General features: G+C 62.6%; 19 protein-coding genes. 2 read left to right on the top strand and 17 right to left on the bottom strand.

Translation table 11 applies throughout. The annotated features are described in order from the left end of the window. Nucleotides 1–18 precede the first annotated feature (18 nt). Nucleotides 19–1,938 carry an AAA family ATPase gene (locus FHT19_RS05225; protein WP_169474184.1) on the bottom strand — a complete coding sequence of 640 codons (1,920 nt, stop codon included), beginning with the start codon at nt 1,936–1,938 and terminating at the stop codon, nt 19–21. 214 nt (nt 1,939–2,152) lie between these two features. After that, nucleotides 2,153–2,512 carry a darcynin family protein gene (locus FHT19_RS05220; RefSeq protein ID WP_169474183.1) on the bottom strand — a complete coding sequence of 120 codons (360 nt, stop codon included), beginning with the start codon at nt 2,510–2,512 and terminating at the stop codon, nt 2,153–2,155. Between the two features lie 149 nt (nt 2,513–2,661). On the opposite strand from FHT19_RS05220, the gene FHT19_RS05215 reads away from it, so the two are divergent. After that, nucleotides 2,662–3,240 (top strand): TetR/AcrR family transcriptional regulator, encoded by a 579-nt coding sequence (locus FHT19_RS05215; RefSeq protein ID WP_248290273.1) that lies wholly within the window; start codon nt 2,662–2,664, stop codon nt 3,238–3,240. Nucleotides 3,241–3,331: 91 nt separating this feature from the next. Here FHT19_RS05215 and FHT19_RS05210 read toward each other — a convergent pair whose 3' ends face one another. The 4 genes from FHT19_RS05210 to FHT19_RS05195 form a co-directional block, all read right to left on the bottom strand. Next, nucleotides 3,332–3,730, bottom strand: coding sequence for a hypothetical protein (locus tag FHT19_RS05210; protein WP_169474181.1), 399 nt, complete (start codon nt 3,728–3,730; stop codon nt 3,332–3,334). Beyond that, nucleotides 3,727–4,521, bottom strand: a complete 795-nt coding sequence (locus FHT19_RS05205) for a hypothetical protein (protein WP_169474180.1) — start codon at nt 4,519–4,521, stop codon at nt 3,727–3,729. The genes FHT19_RS05210 and FHT19_RS05205 overlap by 4 nt, the downstream gene beginning before the upstream one ends. A gap of 59 nt (nt 4,522–4,580) precedes the next feature. Then, nucleotides 4,581–4,760 carry a hypothetical protein gene (locus FHT19_RS05200; protein WP_169474179.1) on the bottom strand — a complete coding sequence of 60 codons (180 nt, stop codon included), beginning with the start codon at nt 4,758–4,760 and terminating at the stop codon, nt 4,581–4,583. Between the two features lie 92 nt (nt 4,761–4,852). Then, nucleotides 4,853–6,931 (bottom strand): DNA/RNA non-specific endonuclease, encoded by a 2,079-nt coding sequence (locus FHT19_RS05195; protein WP_169474178.1) that lies wholly within the window; start codon nt 6,929–6,931, stop codon nt 4,853–4,855. Between the two features lie 294 nt (nt 6,932–7,225). On the opposite strand from FHT19_RS05195, the gene FHT19_RS05190 reads away from it, so the two are divergent. After that, nucleotides 7,226–8,680 (top strand): S41 family peptidase, encoded by a 1,455-nt coding sequence (locus FHT19_RS05190; RefSeq protein ID WP_169474177.1) that lies wholly within the window; start codon nt 7,226–7,228, stop codon nt 8,678–8,680. Nucleotides 8,681–8,701: 21 nt separating this feature from the next. Here the strand turns inward: FHT19_RS05190 and FHT19_RS05185 are convergent, their stop codons facing one another. From FHT19_RS05185 to FHT19_RS05135, 11 genes are all read right to left on the bottom strand, one after another. Beyond that, nucleotides 8,702–9,229, bottom strand: a complete 528-nt coding sequence (locus FHT19_RS05185; protein WP_169474176.1) for an SANT/Myb-like DNA-binding domain-containing protein — start codon at nt 9,227–9,229, stop codon at nt 8,702–8,704. Then, nucleotides 9,217–9,831, bottom strand: coding sequence for a hypothetical protein (locus FHT19_RS05180; protein ID WP_169474175.1), 615 nt, complete (start codon nt 9,829–9,831; stop codon nt 9,217–9,219). The genes FHT19_RS05185 and FHT19_RS05180 overlap by 13 nt, the downstream gene beginning before the upstream one ends. A 62-nt stretch (nt 9,832–9,893) precedes the next feature. Further along, a complete protein-coding gene (locus tag FHT19_RS05175; RefSeq protein ID WP_169474174.1) occupies nt 9,894–10,889 on the bottom strand; it encodes a LysR family transcriptional regulator in 996 nt (331 codons plus the stop codon). Then, on the bottom strand, nt 10,882–11,523 hold the full coding sequence (locus tag FHT19_RS05170) for a hypothetical protein (RefSeq protein ID WP_169474173.1): 642 nt from the start codon (nt 11,521–11,523) through the stop codon (nt 10,882–10,884). Before FHT19_RS05170 ends, FHT19_RS05175 begins: the two co-directional genes overlap by 8 nt. An 8-nt stretch (nt 11,524–11,531) precedes the next feature. Beyond that, nucleotides 11,532–11,861, bottom strand: a complete 330-nt coding sequence (locus tag FHT19_RS05165; protein WP_169474172.1) for a hypothetical protein — start codon at nt 11,859–11,861, stop codon at nt 11,532–11,534. Between the two features lie 133 nt (nt 11,862–11,994). Continuing rightward, nucleotides 11,995–12,453 carry a hypothetical protein gene (locus tag FHT19_RS05160; protein ID WP_169474171.1) on the bottom strand — a complete coding sequence of 153 codons (459 nt, stop codon included), beginning with the start codon at nt 12,451–12,453 and terminating at the stop codon, nt 11,995–11,997. Between the two features lie 52 nt (nt 12,454–12,505). Then, the gene (locus tag FHT19_RS05155) at nt 12,506–12,718 is read right to left on the bottom strand and encodes a hypothetical protein (protein ID WP_169474170.1); all 213 of its coding nucleotides are present in this window, start codon (nt 12,716–12,718) and stop codon (nt 12,506–12,508) included. Nucleotides 12,719–12,816: 98 nt separating this feature from the next. After that, nucleotides 12,817–13,980: a DUF2827 domain-containing protein gene (locus tag FHT19_RS05150; RefSeq protein WP_169474169.1), complete on the bottom strand. Its 1,164-nt coding sequence runs from the start codon at nt 13,978–13,980 to the stop codon at nt 12,817–12,819. Then, nucleotides 13,980–14,537 (bottom strand): hypothetical protein, encoded by a 558-nt coding sequence (locus FHT19_RS05145; protein ID WP_169474168.1) that lies wholly within the window; start codon nt 14,535–14,537, stop codon nt 13,980–13,982. The genes FHT19_RS05150 and FHT19_RS05145 overlap by 1 nt, the downstream gene beginning before the upstream one ends. Further along, nucleotides 14,534–15,691 (bottom strand): DUF2827 domain-containing protein, encoded by a 1,158-nt coding sequence (locus FHT19_RS05140; protein ID WP_169474167.1) that lies wholly within the window; start codon nt 15,689–15,691, stop codon nt 14,534–14,536. The genes FHT19_RS05145 and FHT19_RS05140 overlap by 4 nt, the downstream gene beginning before the upstream one ends. After that, a complete protein-coding gene (locus tag FHT19_RS05135) occupies nt 15,688–16,809 on the bottom strand; it encodes a DUF2827 family protein (protein ID WP_169474166.1) in 1,122 nt (373 codons plus the stop codon). Before FHT19_RS05135 ends, FHT19_RS05140 begins: the two co-directional genes overlap by 4 nt. Nucleotides 16,810–16,936 lie beyond the last annotated feature (127 nt).

The raw sequence follows: 16,936 nt of genomic DNA, 5'->3' as shown, positions 1-16,936 counted from the left end.
CGGCCCACTCGTTCGCGCCTAACGCTTGGTCAGGGTGTCGTTGATGCGGACAAAGAGCTTCTCAAAGTTGTCGAGCGTGGTGTTCGAAAGCTGAGGGAGGAAAGTCGCCTTATCACGCAAGAACCTATCGGCTGGCCGATTGTGGTCGAACCGATCAACGTCCTCCAAGCGCGCGATCTTCCGTACAAGCGGATCAGTGCCTTTCAGGTCCCCTTCCGCGATGCTTTTACCGAAGGCAGCGTTGTAGAGGAGAAGATAGTCGGCAGCGGTGAAGAGGTCTTCGATATCTGCCGCTTTCCGGTTCAGGAGCTCACCGACTGTAACAATCCGCGTTGCACTCAAGAAGCCGTTCTGCGCCAAGGTCGCGAGCCGCTGGTGTCCCTCTTTCCGGGCATCAACCAGAACCGTCACATCCAGATGAATACCCAAAAGCGCGACGAAGGTAGGGATCGTGTCGGCCCCACCGACCGGGATTATTGCCCAGCGATCGTCCAGCCCAGTCCGCCCGTTGTCCTTCAAGTGGGCGGAGATAGTCGACATGTAGGCAAGGTCGGAAGGCCCCTCCACGACAAGGTTGTCTTGGGCAATCAGGAGGTGCTGCGCAACGTCGTAACCAAGGGCACCTTGCAGGGGGAACAAGGTATCGGGATCGGTCGTCAGCACGTCCGAGGAAATGACCGAGCCCGTCTCGCGGCCCTTATCTTCGACAACACGCGCCCGCTCTAGCAGGCCGGGCTGGACCATGAAGGGGGAGTGTGTGCTGTAAATGACCTGGCATCGCTTCGCCAACCGCTCGTCAATAAAGCGGAGGAAATCCTTTTGGGCGCGCGCGTGCAGGCCAAGGCCAGGTTCATCAAGCAATATGATGACCGGCGTATCATCATACTCGTACCGCGAAAATGCCGACAGAAACGAGAAGAACCACTGGAAGCCAGATGATCGTTCGTCAAACGGCAGGGAAAGCATGTGCCGGTTGTCGTACATCCGCACGTGCATTTCATCCAGCACTGCATGATTGCCGTTCTGCTGAGCTTCCGTTTTCTGCGTAATGTCTATGAGAACGCGAAGATCGGTATTGGTCGTCCAATAGGTCAGTACATCCTGCGTGATGGCGTTAGCGACGTTTTCAAGCTCCCGCTTCCGGGTTTCGTACTCCGGGTCGAGCAGATATTCGTCGTCTGCGCCGGCCATACTCAGCAGCGAACGTGCTGTCGCCATATCTACATCAAGGGTGTCTTCGTCCGCTTGCAGCAACTCCCGAATTTTAACGATCCCGGGAAGGCGGCTGTACTCGGCATAATAAAAGAACTTGGGAATGCGCGTCTTGAGGATTGCGCGCATCTTGGCTCGGAAATCGAGGCCCTGACCGAGAGCGGCTGTCACCTTGGCAGTAATAGCCTCTCCAGAAGCCTTGATTTGCTCGTCTTCTTCGTTGGCGGTGAGCTTCTCAGCGGCGGCGAGCAGCGAAGCGAAAGTCGTGATGCTTTTTGTAGTTTCCGTCACGCTCTTGGGCAGGTCTAGGTTGGCCAGAATATTGGCGACTGCCTTTGCTTCGTCCGCCTTGTAAGTGTAAAGCTGCCCGTTGTCATATTTTCGGCTTAGCGTGAATTCGTCAGAGGTGAGCACACCTTCGCCAAATACAGCGCTGACGGCGACCTTGTCGCCATCCTGCAACTCAAAGGTCGCTTCGATGGGCTGGACTTGCTCTAGGTCCTTACCTTGGCGGCGATGAGTCTTTTCCAGCCATGCGGGGTAATGGCGACCGATGTTGAAATTGACGTTCCCTTGGGCGGGGTTCAGGCGACGAAGTGCTTCAAGAAAAGCGGTTTTGCCCGACTCATTCTTGCCCACCAAACAGGTAACGTCTGGCTGAATTGCGACCTCTGTTGAGTCAAGAACGTGCTTGAAGTGCTGAACATGAACTGTCTTAAGCAGCATAATGCCCCCTTGTTCCCGACCTGTTCTAGCGTCGTCAATGCGCTTTGGCTACTGCTCAATGGCCGGTGTTGGCACAAGCGGGCGTTCCTCGTTGCCGCACTGACCGGCAGGTAAATCTCACCTGAAGCCACCACAATGACGGCAGCAACTTGCACATCGCACATCGTCCGTCTTCGCAAGGAGTGGGGCAGGCACATGCCTGCCCCCTGCTGTCTCAGGCGTTGATCGTCGGCCGATCATAGTTTTTCGCGTAAGCGTTCTCGACGCCCGACAGGATTTCGACAATGTCGAAATAGCGGTCCCAGAAGGCGGTCACCCGCAGGTCTTCGACCAGCAGTTCATAAGCGTGGTGATCCTTGGCATCCCACATCCAGATATCGGTCACCCGGGCCGAGTAGAACTCGACATCGAAAAAGCGGAGGGCGACCCCGGCAGCATGTTTCCTGAGTATTGGCGTGAAGTGCTCGGCGAGCAGCTCAAAGCGCCGATCGACAGAAAAGCCCAGCCACTCGCGAGAAGTCTTGACCAGCATGAAGACGGTCAGAGTGGGTTCGAACGGAAGCGTCGCAGTCATGGTTTTTCCTTGCGTCATGGAGTGACGCCCATAAAATGCGAGCAAATCCTCATAATTGGCTACTCGCATTCACCGCCATGACCAAACCGCACGACCAACAGCGCCCACGTCCGAGAAAGCCCCCCCGGCAGGCCCGTTCCGCAGATACTGTGAACGTGATCGTCGAAGCAGCCGCTCGCATTCTCGAGGAAGCTGGTCTGGGTGGATTTACGACCAACGCCGTGGCGGCGCGTGCCGGCGTCAGCATCGGTTCTCTCTACCAGTATTTTCCGGGCAAGGACGCCCTGATCGGGGCGCTGATCGCACGCGAGACGTCTTTGCTGATTGCCGATGCTGAAACTGCCCTTGCAGGTCCGATGGGCGAGGACGCACTGTCTGTGGTGATCCGCGCCGCTGTGCGGCACCAGCTCCGCCGACCGACATTGGCCCGGTTACTCGACATCGAGGAGGCACGCCTGCCACTCGACGAGGACACTTTGGGTGTTACCTGCCGGCTTCAGGCTATTCTGCTCGACGTTCTCCGGCAGTCAGACTTACAAAAGCCCGCCGATCTCACTTTGGCCGCGCAGGACGTATTGGCGATCATCAAAGGCATGATCGACGGTGCTGGCGAGCGCGGAGAAACAGACCCAGCAGGTCTCGCCAAACGCGTGAGCTGGGCCGTCCACGGCTATCTCGATCAATTTGACCTGTCCGCCGGGCTCTCGCGGAACTATCGGCAGATATAGGTAATGTCGGCCTTTGAGGTGGGGTGATCGGCGGCTGCGTCAGAGTGGTAAAGCTGATGGCGCCATCCAGATGCACAGACATCGAGCCAAGCTATTGCTCCGCACGAGGAGCAGCATAAGCAACGCTTTGGGCGAAGCGTTTCGACGAAAAAACGTAGCCCTTCCAGCCAAGCCCTTCGGGGCGGGATTTTCTAAGCCCCGCAATTCCATAGGCCGCACGATCGCTCAGCGGATTGGCGAGAAAGGGCATCGCCGCCAACTGGATCGCGAACGCCAGAGGCCCAACAACATCGACTTTCAACACGATGTGCGTGACCGCCCCGATCAGCAGCATGCCGCAAAGTACGGTCATGCTAACAATTCGTGGCGCAAGAACCAGTCGCCATAGCAAGTCGGCAAACTCGCGCGCCCAGGCTGCCGTCAAGGCAATCCCAGTCCCGACCCCCACGACCAGAACAAGCAGGACTATAAGCTGACCTATCAGGGTCATGGCCGGTCCTCACCTTGGCCGCGATCGGCTAAGCCCCATTCCGATGGGTCCTCTCCTTCCCCGACGGCCAGTTCCTCGAGTTCCTCGACAAGGGCCTGGGAGACGGAATGGATCACGACATTGCGGACCACGCTGCCGTCGAGGGCTACGACGCCTCCTACCCATTCTCGTTCGTGGGTAACCAGTTGTGGCTTGCGGCGAGGATGCTGGTCACTCGCCGGAATGAGTTGGTAGGCGAAGCGTTGCGGCTCAGCGAGACTGATCGACTTGAGCTCTCCGTTCTCCCCCTGCCGGATGTCTGCCACAATCCCTTCATAGCCGATGCCATACTCACCGCTCGGCGTCGTCGTGAGGACATAGGCGATGGGCGTGTAGCCGTGGCGCAAAGGGCGAACGACATGCTGATAGACCCAGCCTTGCGATCGGACGTCGAAGCCGTCCAAGACAAGGTCGAGCCCGGGCGAGGCGATCAGGCGCCAGGCCAGCAGGCATTCAAGCAGCGTAAGAACGAGAAAGGCTTCGATCGACCCGGAACTGGCGGGCTTTCCGCCAAGGGAAATGGCCAGCGCCATCTCGTAGGGGTTCTCAATGAGCGGCCCCACAGGTCTTACATGCTCACCGAGTTCGACGAGGGCTGCCCAGATCAGTGATACGAGCCCATAGCCAAGGACGTGCATCAGGAGGGCCATGCCCAAAGCCACGAAAAGCGCGGTCACGGATGTCAGCTGCAGTTCGGGCCGCTTGGCACCTTGCGCCGCACCCTGGATATTCCAACTGACAAGGGCGGTCATGCCAGGCAGCAGCAGGACAAGCCCTGCCAGCAAGGCAAGCGTGAAATTCACCTAGCGCGTCAGGTGTCGGACGAGGGCTTGACCACCCATCGGCCCGTGGCCGAATTGCGCGAGACAACCATGGATGCGCCGCTGCGCCCACGCTCGGTGGACAGCCGGATCAGCTCGGAATATCCGCCGACCCGCTTAGCAGCCGAAGCCGTGTGGCGCTGATTCTGTCGTGTCGTGATCGTCGCCATGACCTATAGATAGTTGCGAGGAGCCTCCTCGTAAAGCGGATGATGCCCGCAAGGCGTTCCTACCAGTTCCAGAGCCAGCCACGTGCGCAGCATCACGCAGCAGCGTGCTGATCGACTGCGGCCAGCTGCGAGAGATCGAGCCAGCCCCGGAGTAGGCTCTCGATCGTGGTAATCGGCTTCCACGCTGCCAGCCAGTTGTCGGTGACGTAGAATTCCTGCTCGGTCACCGCACGAACGTCCTGCTCCAGGATGAACCCATAGGCCTGGAAGGCATCCCCTTCCTTGACCACGACCACCTTCCAGAACCGACTGGGTATCTGGATGCGCGCTTTGCCCGAGGCGTCCTTGCCGTAGAACCAGCGATCATCCGCTCCGAAGATCGGTCCGGCAAAGATGCATGCGGCCTCGTTGTCCTTCTTGGTGACGGCAGCGATCGCCGATTCTAGGTCCCCCCAATTGTCCTGACCCGCCGCACCCTGGTTGAACACCTTGGTCTGGGGCGAGCAGTTGGTCACATGGAAGGTGTCGCCGTTGGCCATCTGGATTTCGTCGAAGTGCTCCCCCCAGCACACATCGTCGCGCCGCACGATATGCCCCTTGTCGAAGGCCCCGCGATCCTCGCTGTAGAAGACATCGGGAAGCTGGTAGCGAGAGTCGATGCGAGGATCTTCGACCCAGAGTTCCGCGTACTTCGCTCCCTGTGGCCATCCGGCCAGGCCGTCGCGCGACGTCGACTTGCCATCGACCATCTTTGCCCGTTTGCGCCAGTCGACATTGGACGCAGTGAACAACGCGAGCCGCCGCTCGTTGTGCATCCAGACCGAGAAGTGCCGGTAGCGCAGTTCCGGATCATTGCCTTCGAGCAGCGGGGCCAGCACCTTCTTGCCCCCCGGCGTGATGATCGGTGTCGGCACGGGCGTCGTTTCGTCGAGAAAGCGTGGATCGAAGCCTGGGCGTTCGTCGAGCCCGTCATAAATGACGGGGGTGCGCATCTCGAAGGCTTCGGTCTCGAGCGCGGCGGCGCCAGCCGCCAACTGCGCCGCCGCGCCCACCGCCTGGCCGAGCTCAAGACTGATGCGAAGTTGCAATGGGATCACGACGCTGGTCGCACTGGATGACACGCTCATGGGCTCAGCCTCCTCCGTCAGAATTTCGGGTTCGATCTCGCGAAAGGCAGCGACGGGCCTGGGCGCTGCGTTCGAGGCCAGCGCTTGGATTGTCGACGACATGATGTCGCCGCCCCGCATCGCAGCCTCGATCTCGGCCAGGCGCGCGGGCCAGTTCGCTTTTACTGCTTCGAGCAGATCATGGCTGATCCGGCTGATCCGGAAGCCGACATTGGCCTCCCACAGGACGTCGCTTTCAGAAAGGCCGTCGAGACTGTCCACGGTGCCGCCGGCGGCCAGGACATAGCGCTCCCCTTCCCGCTTGATCCGTCCGCTGGAGTGAAGCGCCACCACCTGCAGGCTGTCATTGAACACTGGTGAGCCCGATGAGCCATGGGCGGTGTCGGCCTTGTACCAGATGAAGCTCTCGTCTTCCGCCGCGCGGATCACTTCGTTCTCGCGAAGCGCGATCTGCATCGGCACCCCGTCCGGGTGCTGGATAATGGTCACGAAATCGCCCTGCGTCGCCTTTCCGCTCTCGGCAAACAGGCGCAGATAGCGGCGCTCCTGGATTGCCGCGCCCGCAGCCGAACGCGGCGCGGCGGCAACGACACTGTAGTCGAGATCGGCGTTGGTAACGAAAAGCAGATCCGGCCGCAGGTCGAATTCGTCGGGGTCGGCAGGCCGCTGCCCCGCCACGTCGAACCAGTAGTCGAAGCCGATGCGCGAACTGGCTACGGATGCCGCATCGGGAAAGACGTGATGATTGGTCAGGATCAGACCGGGCGCGATCAGAAATCCGGTCGCCCAGCCCAGCCTGCCTCCACCCTGCACCCGGATGCGCCCAACGCAGCGCCTCGCGAGGCTGCAGCGATCGAGAAAGTTGACGTCGAGAAGGTCGTTGGTGCCGAGCAGCGCTTCCTGCTCGAGCGGAGTCGCCGATTGTCCATCGGCAGTCAGAAACTTGAACCGCCTGGCGACCAGGTTCGCGGACGGCGCGGGAGCAGCAAGCAGCTCCGCCTCTTGCGGGAGGAAGCGTCCGAGGTCGAGATCGGTCAGTTTCATGCAAAGCCCCCTCATCCAGAAGTTAATGCTTCGACATGGCAACAATATTACATTGAGCGAATACTCAGAAGTCTGTTGCAGACATTGGCCGAATACAAGGTTATTTTGACAGAAAAACCAATATCGGCCGAGTTTCGGCCGCAACCGCCATGCCGAAGTGGCTGAACGAGCCGAACAGACACCGATCGCAGCGCAAGGCACTGTCTACGCGCATCCCGCTCGCCGGGAGGCACTCGAAGGGGATCTGATATCGGCGCAGGCTGCGGCGCCCCAATCCGGAGAACCTGAACGTCCATGCCCGTTTCCCGAGGCGCGGCCCTTTTCGCCGCAGCGCTGCTGACGACTTCGCCCTTCGCCACCTTTGCGCAGACCGCCCCTTCCCCGCCCCCGGCTACGGCGCAAAATGCAGGCCCTTCCCCTGCCACCGACGTCAAGGCGCAAGTGGCACTGTTCAGCCAGGCGCTCGACATCGTTCGCCAGAATTACAACGGGAAGGTCGATCCGGACGCGCTCACCAGTACGGCGCTCAAGGCCATGGCGGGTTCGCTCGACGGGCACTCGGTCTATATGACGCCCCAGGAGTATAAGGACTTCCAGGCTGGCGCGACCGGCGAATTCGCAGGCATCGGCACGGTGATCGAGGTCGCCGACGGCAAGCTGCGCGTGATTGCTCCAATCGATGCCGGCCCTGCGGCTCGCGCCGGCGTTGGTGCCGGGTGGCTGATCCGATCAATCGATGGCCAGCTTATCGAGCGCACGACGCTCATCGAAGCGACACGGCGCCTGCGTGGCACGGCCGGCACGAAGGTCGCGATCGTCTTTGTCGACGGCAGCGGCCATGAAGTGCCGCTCGTTCTGAGCCGCGAGACGATCCATCTCCACAGCGTCTACCAGCGCCGCATCGGCGCAATCGGCTATGTGCATATCACGGGCTTTGCCCAGGTCACCGACCGGGAACTTGGGGAGGCGCAAGCCGAGCTGCTGAAGGCAGATCCGCTGTCGGGACTGATCCTCGATCTGCGCAACAACACTGGCGGTTTCATCGATGCGGCCGTGCATGTCGCATCGCGGTTCCTGAAGCCGGGCGACGTCGTTGTCAGGGTGGGCAAATCCGGAAGTGCAACGTCACCGATCACAGCCTCGGACCAGGGCGACGCACTTCGCACGCTTCCGGTGGTTGTCCTGGTGAACGGCGGGAGCGCCAGCGCATCGGAGATCGTGGCGGCCGCCCTCCAGGACAATCATCGCGCCAGCCTCGTCGGGCTCGTGACCTTCGGCAAGGGTCTGGTGCAGAATATCTTCCCGCTGCAGGACGGTGCCCAGGGCGCGCTGAGTGTCACGACCAACCGCTATTACACGCCGTCGGGACGCTCCATCCAGCGGATCGGCGTAACGCCGGATCTCTTTGTTGCCCGCACCGCGCGCGAAGCAGAGGCTGCGGTGAAAGGGGGGCAGGCGTTCACGGAAGCATCCATCTTCAACGCGCCCGACAATGAGATGCAACTACGCCGCGTCGAACCCGAGGTCGTGGAGGGACCGGCCGAAGAAAGCGCGCAGCCCGATAAGCCGCTGTTCGCAAAGCCTCTCCCTGACGATGCGGAGATTGCCGGCGATTTCCAGATCCAGCGTGCCCTCGATGTGCTCCAGGCGAAGATCCCCGGTGGCGCCCCTCCGACACGCGCGATCCGGCAATACCACCGGCCGCCGCCTCCCCCGGCGGCCGTCCCGACGGCCGCCAAACCCAGCTGACCCGTCAGACAGCATTGACCATCAGGGATCGGCATCGTCCCAGGTCACGCGAATCTCGCCGCAAAGAAGCTGCGCGGCGCGCCAGATGCAGCGCAGGTCGAGATTGCGCCTGCAGCTTTGAAAGTAGCGCCCGGTCCTGGCGCGCCGGTCGAGCTCGGCGAGGCTCAATCCTGCCTGCGCCGCGCGCTGGCGCACCGCATCAAGAGGGGGCACGCCCAGGAGCACGGGCGCGCGCCGTGGCCGCGTCAACCGCAGGTGCTGCGCCTTCGCACGGATCTGCCCCAGTTGGAGGTGAGGAAACGGTCCGCCCAAGGCTCGGTCCGGAACGCCTGCCGCATAGAGCGCGCGCAGCAATGCGACTTCGACATTGGTCCACACGTGGCGACCAGCGGTTACCCCGAGGTGCCGCGCGCGATGCTTGAGCGCGCTGCGTGTGCGATACAGCAGCCTGCGTTGCAGGCTGTCATAGTCCGGGTAGAGCGATCGGATGAGCTGGTCCTCTTCGGCGGACCATGGACGAGCCGGCCGTGGCGAGGTCACGACACGCATGCATCCCGCCACACGAGCTCCGGCGTACCGCCCAGAAGAGCGATCGCCTTGGAAAGCGCAGCCCAGTTGAGATGCCGGGGCCGCACAAAATAGCCCCGCGTGCCCACGAAGCTATCGAGGTCGACCATCGACAAGCGGCAGGCAAAAGCGCGCGAACGCACGTCATCGACGATCGCAAGGCCGGTTGGCTTGGGCGGACGGCGCGGCCGCCTCACACCCAATGCAAAAGCCTTGCCCCAGATCTGCCGCTTCGATTTGCCGGGAAACATGGCCTGAAGATCGTCGATAGAGACACCTGAACGGTAAGGCGATCGCAAGGCCTTCGCCTCGTCGGCTGTCCAGACCCGGCGCGCGCGGACCAGCCCCAGGCGACGCAGTTTGTGAGCGATGGCCTCGGGCGTTCGGCCGGGGAGCATCGCCGGCAAGCCGCGCCGATCGGAGTGGTGCCGTCGAAGGATCGCGATCTCTTCGGGCGTCCAGACCGCGGTGCCGGCGAGGGTCTGGCCGGTGCGCGCGATATGGCGATAGATGGTGGCCTGGCCTTGCAGGCCGCTGCGATAGCGGCGAGCGTCGAGCCCGAAGATGGAAGTTCGTGGTTGCATGGGCGAGCGAAGCTCGGCGCTGACACCGACATGCCGTCGGCAGAACCGACGCGGCGTCTTCGTCAGACCAGTGACAGCCTCCTGATCGCAGCGCTGCCGTGTTTGCGGCGCAGCAGGCTCAAGAGCCGCCCGAGTGCCGGGTTCTGATGCTCGGCAAGCCAGCATGCGCTGGCCGGAACGAATTCAGGTCCGTCGGGTCCAAGCACTTCGCGGTATTCTAGACCATCCGCTGTGCTGGCCAGCGCTGATTCAAGACAGAGGCACAGGCCGTGTCCGGCACGGACCATGCGGAAGATGGTCGGCAGGCTGACATTATGCTCGATGACGACCGGGGCACCGCCTTCCGGCCGGATCCGGTCGGAAAGAAAGGCGCGGACGTCCTCCGAGGGTTCGCTGTGCGAGAGGAGGAAGGTTTCGCCGACGAGGTCGCCCCAGCGCACGGACGTATGTTCGGCCAGGCGATGGCCTTGCGGCATGACCGCGAACACGCGCTCGTGCCAGAGGAGGTGGCTTTCCCCTTTGAACGCGCTGGTTCGGCCATGGACGATCGCAAGGTCGATGGTCTCGGCAATGAGCGCATCGAAGAGACAGCCGCTCGCGAATTCGATCGGCACCGGTTTGACGTCGCCAAGCTCGGAATCCGGGTGAAGCAGCAAGTCCTGCAGCGGGCCGGCGCCAAGCGGCCCATAATAGCCGATCGCGACTTCCCCTGCCTGTCCGTTGGAGATGCGGCGCATCCCGTCCACCATAGTGTGGAAATCGACGAACATGCGCCCGCTCTGGCGCAGGAAGATTTTGCCGAGGCGCGTCGGAACGGCGCGGCGATGGCGCCGCTCGAACAGCGGCACGCCGACGAGGAACTCAAGATCGCGGATCCGTCGGTTGACCGTGGCAGGCTTCATGTTGAGCGCTTCGGCGGCCTTGCGGAAGCTGCCGTGGAGATTGAGCGCGAGCGCGGTCTCGACATGGATGCGATCGATGGCGCTGCGGATCCGCGCAGGATCGACGGGCGGCGTCTCGACGTTCGATTCCTCGAATCCGCGCAGGAGCTTATGCACGCCTTGCTCCCACGCCCGGCAGATCGCCCCGTCTCACATGGCGCCTGCCTAATCCGTCGGACCTGGCGCGCGTCCGCGAAGCGACCGCCAGCCCGCGTCCCAAGCGCGCGGGAAGCGCTGCGCGCTCGGCAAGTTCGCCAAAGCCCAGGGCGAGGCTCGGCACCTCTGCCCGGCCAGCCCCGACCGACAGGCGGCCAACCTCGCTCGACAGGCACGCGCGGCTGAACCCAACCTCCCCTTCCCCCTTTCCGGCCCACTGGAGTAGCAGCCCCGCGAGGGCGAGGATTGCTACGGCCGCGAGCAGCCAGCTGGTACGGCGATACGCCGCGAGAAATGCATGCCTGTAGAGGTGCGCCTCGTTGCGAAAGGTCGACATCGTCAGCCCCACGGCCCGCAATGCCGCATCCTGGTCGCGCCGCAGCGATGCAATGCCCTCGCCCAGCGCAAAATAGACCAGACGCTTCTCGGCGGCGCTCAAGCGTGCAAGCCCTTGCGCATCGCCTTCGAGGAGCGCGCGCTCGACAGCTTCTTCGAGGCGCTCGGGCGAGATCCCGAGGCCTGTCAGAAGCGCGGCGAGCCGACGATAGTCGATCGCCGGCGACGGTTGCGCAAAGCTGTCTGAACCGCGAGCCATACAAGCGGTCAGTTGTTGTAGCCGGCGCTGACGATCGCCGCCTTGCAGAATTTCCCTCTGGCAATGAGCCCCGGGCAAACGTCCGCTCGCAGTGGTGTCGGTTCGTCGATGACAACAATGTAGCGGTCCACATTCGGCGAAAGCCGCAAAACCGCGCGCTGTCCGCCGTCCAGCCTGATCGCAAAGCCGGCCTGGTTGGCGGAAAAGATCGCAAAGCCGCAGCTATGCCCCGCCCCTGCATCGCAGCCAAAGGTGACTTGCGTCGTCACCTCGGCGGAGTTCGAAGCGATGGGCAGATAGGGCAAGGTCTGCGCGAAAAGCAGCGCCAGCATCAGCATAGACTATTCCTGGTCCTGGAAACTTTGGAAGCTCCCCGCACAACCGCCGTGGCAGGACAGCGTGAGGAGCAAGGCTCCGGCATCTGCCCCCAACTCAAAGTCATCAGGGGCATTGTGGCGACGAGGGCAGCCATCAGGCACCCACATCGAGCGACCCGCCAGCATCGATGGCGGGAATGAAACTCCGCCCGCATCGCTGGCAGCGATAAGTAGCGCGCCAGCGATGCAGTTCGCTCGGCCAGATCGTGCGGTTGTAGCGAACCGCTAACCCCAGAAGTACGCCGCCCAGAAGGAACAGGGCGAGCGCAAGAGCTCTGCTGGAAAGAACGGGACCGACAAGCGCCACTGCAATGAACACGAGGAGCAGACTGGGGCGATAAGAGGTTTTGACCGGGGGTGCCGCAGTTGCCGAACTGGCGGTCTGGATCGCCTCCTGTGCGGTGCTGCGTCCCAATTGCACCCCCAGCCCGCGCGTCCCAAGTGCAACGGCTGCGCTTTGGGCATTGCCCCCGAGCGCATGCAAGCCATCCTCGTAGACAAGGGAAAGCCGGCGAACATTGTCGCTACCGCAGCCGGGGCAGTCGAGGCTCATGAAGGCACACCCCCACCAGCCAGCACGCTAAATACCGAAACGGCTCGGCAGATCAGGCCCGCATCGCGATGAAAGCCAAAGCGAATGCGCCGAACATCCCCACGAACATCAGGGTTTCGGCGCGAGGCGACCACAGGCTCTGCCGAAAGGGGTGACGACGCCGTCGGCGCTCCAGCAACTTGGGGCCAAGCAGGGTGAGAAGCACGCAAAGGCCCGCACCCGCCCACAACAGGACGCGCAGGCTGAGCAAGGATGGATCGAACATGGGGGGAGGTCTTTCGGAAAAGGCCAATCAAAACGCGGTTCAACAACCCAGCGGCGGCAGCCAACGGCGCGAGCCCTCGGCCAGATGGTGTCCAGAGTTCACGCAGCCGCATGGTCCGCTCGCGTTCGGGCAGGCGCGGCCGTGTCGGCAAAGAGACCAAACAGAAGGTCGTCGTAGGTTGAAATCAGGTCCGGATCGCTTGACAGGAAACGCTGGATCAGACGGCGCTGCTGGTCGCGATAACCGCGCCAGTCCGTGTCATGGTCCGCACAGATCGACAGGATGTGCCGCGCCGCCACGTCGATCTCGTTCTCCGGGTAGTAATAGCCCAGATCCTTGATCAGCCCGGCGTTGTGCACGAACGGGAAGCCCTGCCAGCAGCACTCCAAGTAGAAGTAATTGAGCGGCACGCCCCATTGGTGCGAGACGACGATGTCGGTGTGACCGCTCAGGAAATCGGGTGTTCGAACCCGGCCGTGGAAGAAGGCCTTGCCCGCTTTCACGATATCCAGGTGGCGCATGAGCCCCGCGAATTCGCGATCGTCGTGGACCATGTGGTCGCTGTTGGCGACCTGCAGGATTTCGAACTGATCGGGCGCCTTCCGAAAGGCCTGCTCGGTCGCGAGGATCGGGTACATGCAGAATTTGAGGACATCGACATTCGGCTCGATGACCGAGACACGCCGCGCGCCCGAACGAGGGCGATATTCCCCGCCTTCAGGCAAGTCCTTCGAAACCGCCTCGATCGCGCAAGGGTCCCAGATGAAGGGAACGGCGCGTGCCGGGCAGCGACGGAACGTCTGCAGGAATGGCAGGGTGGTTGGCGCATTCTGCGGAATGATCCAGATTTCATCATAGTCCGGATTGATGAACAGCCCGTCCCACAGTGGCCGACGAAAGATCATCGCCTCCATGTTCTGCACATATTCCGAGCCGCAGCTGTAGCTGACGAGCTTGGTACCCTGCGCCTTGATCCGGGCGGACTGGTCGGGACCGATCTGTCCACCGAGTTCGATCAGGATATCAAGGCCGTCACAGCGGTCAGCAAAGGGCGCGGTCGGCAGCGCACCCACGTCCCAGGGCAGACGGTCGGTGATCGGGATGCTGGTGGTATTGAGCAGCACGACCTCATGGCCGAGTGGCGAGTTCTGCAGGAGCTTGGCGAGGAAGATCGCATTCTGCTTGATGCCATTGATCCACAGGCTTTCGTCGGGCGCATGCAGCCCGATGGTGATGCCGATACGCAGTCCGCGGCGTTCCATTATTTGCCCTGCCACTTGAGTGAAGCCTGGCGGCGCAGGATCAGGCAGCCGCCGGTGTTGGTGATGAGGGTGTAGGTTTCACCGGGCTGAGCCGGGTTCTGGTAGACCATGATCCCGTCGATCAGCCGCGCCGACGGGAAGCCCGGCAGTTCGCTGGCAGCAACGGCCGTGCAGGCCTGCTGCGCAAAGGAGGCCCGCTCGACGAGCACCGCACAGCCAGCAGGCGTGGGGATCGCAGCGATCGTCAGCGCCGCGCGCTGGCTGCCATTGCCCAGGCCCGTGAGCGAGAAGAAGGGCGCGGCATCGGGTGCCTCGCGGTCCCAATCGACGATGATATCCTGCATCGTCGCGCCGCTCGTTGCGCGCTGCGCGATCCCGGAGATCATCGGCAGGCAGCGCTTGACCCCGAGTGTGCGCGCCGCCGAGACGACAAGCGGTTCCGGCTTTGCGACCCGGACGCCCTGCCCTGCCGCCGACAGATGCCCGCACAGGAATCCGGCCGCGATGAGCGGCCCCGCCAGCAGTGCACGGCGCCCCCAGGATCCCCGCTGCCTCATGCCGCAGCCCGCTTGGCAACCAGCGCCTGCAGGACCTGAGTGTAGAGCGCGACGTTGCGCTCCGACACAGGGTCGAGCCGCCGCAGCAGCCGGTCGGCATCGGCACGGTAAGCCGCGAGATTGCGGTCGTGCTCGGCGTGGGCCTGGCGCAGTGCGAGTGCGCCGTCTTCGGGATCGAACGAGCGGTAGCGATAGCCGCAGCCGTCGAGCAGGTCCGAATTGTGGATCAGCGGGAAGCCGCCGTAGAGGGCTTCGTAGTAGAGATAGTTCTGCGCATTTTCCCAATGGTGCGAGACGATCGCGTCTGCGCTCGTGCCCATGATGTGGAAGATCGGGAACCGTGCTTCGAAACTGGCCAGACCCTGCTGCACCAGGTCCATGGACCGGGCGTAGGCGACGAAGTCCGGATGCCCCTTGATGGTCATCGCGTTGTAGACCCGCAGATACTCGATCGCCCGCGGGTCCTCGCGATGGGCTACATCGCTGAGCAGAAGTGGCAGGTGGCAGGTCTTGACCGTGCAGATGTTGGGCTCGAGCACGGCCAGGCGCCAACGCTTGCGTCCTGGCTGATAGGCGAAGGGCTGCGTCACGCCCTGCTTTTCCATGGCGCGGTTGAGCAGGGTCGGATTCCACAGATGCTGCATCACGCGCACCGGCGCGCGGAACCCGGTCTGGTAGTAGTGGCCGCAGGTCTTCTCGAAGGCAGGCAGCGTCCAGATCTCGTCATAGGGCACCGCCGTCATCAGCAGCGCATGGTCGAGACCAAAGGCCATCCGCTCGGCATCGATGACGAAGTCGTTGGCGACACGCATGCCGACGATCCGGCCACCCCGCTCGGCGAACTGCCGCCCCCAGTCGGGGTTCAGCTGAGCGCTCAGCTCGATGATGATGTCGAGCTCGTTCATGGCCTCGTCGAGCGACAGAACCGGCGCCGGAGCGCTGTCCAGGAAATCCCCTGCCTCTGCGGGATTGCCGGGTCCGCCGTTGACGATGAAGCATTGCTCGATGGCGGGAGAGCGCGCGAGCAACATCAGAAGGAAATAGCAGTTCTGGAAGATCCCATTCTCCCAGAGCGACTGCGCGCCGTCGCGGACGTAGAGCGTGACGCCGACCTTGAGACCCGACGCTGCGCAGCGATTGGTCTTCTTGCTCATGCGGCGCGCTTCCGCTCGGAGACGAGGCCCAGAAGCCTGCGTCCGAAGATGGAGAGATTGTCCCGCTTGCGGGGATCAAGGCGGTGGATGAGAGCGGCAGCGGCTGCCTTGTAGGCGCCGAGCTGCTGGTCGTGCTCACGGCAGGCGCGCAGGATTTGCGCCGCCCCCTCCTCCGTATCGGAATCCGGATAGTAGTAGCCGAAGTCGCGATAGAAGGGCGAGTTGTGGACGAGCGGGTAGCCGCCGGCCAATGCGTCCAGATAGAGATAGTTCTGCCCGCAATCGATCTGGTGGCTCACCACGATGTTCGCGCCACGCGCCATGACGTAGGCGAAGAAGTCGCGCTGGTGGATCGTCACTTTCCCGGCCGCCTGAAGGTCGGTGTTGTTGAGCATGAAGGAAAAGGTCGGATGCTCAGCGAGATGCGCGAAATTGAACAGATGCGCGTGCGCCAGCTGCTCAGGTTTGCGGCGCTGCACCTCCTCGCAAATGAAGAGCGGAATCAGCCCCATCTTGATGGGCGAGATATTGGGCTCGAAGACGGCCGCCGTCGCCGGACCTGACGACAGACTCCCGGGCTTATAGCCGAAGTTCACGCCGTCGGGCTGGCGAATGGTTTCATCGAGGAAATCGGACGCCCAGATCAGCGGCACGATGTGGAGCGGGCAGCGATGAATGCTGCGCACCATCGGTGCGAAAGCGGCATCCTTTTCGAGGAGCCAGACCTCGTCGCAGCGATCGGGGCGCGCGAAACAGCCGGTCTTCGAGAACGTCGTGTGGTCGACCAGAGCCGCATAGGGCTGACCAATGCTGTGATAGGCGATGCGCCCGCCCCGGGCACGAAAGCGCTCAATCCACTCGACATCGAGCGCTCCCGACATCTCGATCGCGACATCGATCAGATCGGTGGCTTCGTTCAGGCGGATGAGTGGGAAACTGTGGCCAAAATCGCCCACACCCGAAGGGGGCTGATCCTGGTCTCCGCAGTTGAGGAGATAGACGGCCTCGACGAAGGGCAGATGCCGGAAGAGCGTGGCGAGGTGGTAGACATGCTGGCCAATGCCGTTGTTCCAGATGTTCTGGCCGGCGTGGGTGATGATGGAAATGCCGATACGCATCTGAAGCTCTTCGCGTGCGGGCGCCCGGGAGGCGGATGGAAAAGAAACGGGAAGGAGAAGCTAAAAGGGTGGGAGTTGCAGGTGGGTAGGCCCGCAACTCCCTGGGTGCCGGTTCCTGGGCGGGTAC

Source organism: Novosphingobium sp. SG919, assembly GCF_012932495.1.
GTDB classification, from domain to species: domain Bacteria; phylum Pseudomonadota; class Alphaproteobacteria; order Sphingomonadales; family Sphingomonadaceae; genus Novosphingobium; species Novosphingobium rhizosphaerae.
The sequence above is the reverse complement of the archived record's forward strand: the minus strand, read 5'-3'. Positions and strand labels throughout refer to the sequence as shown.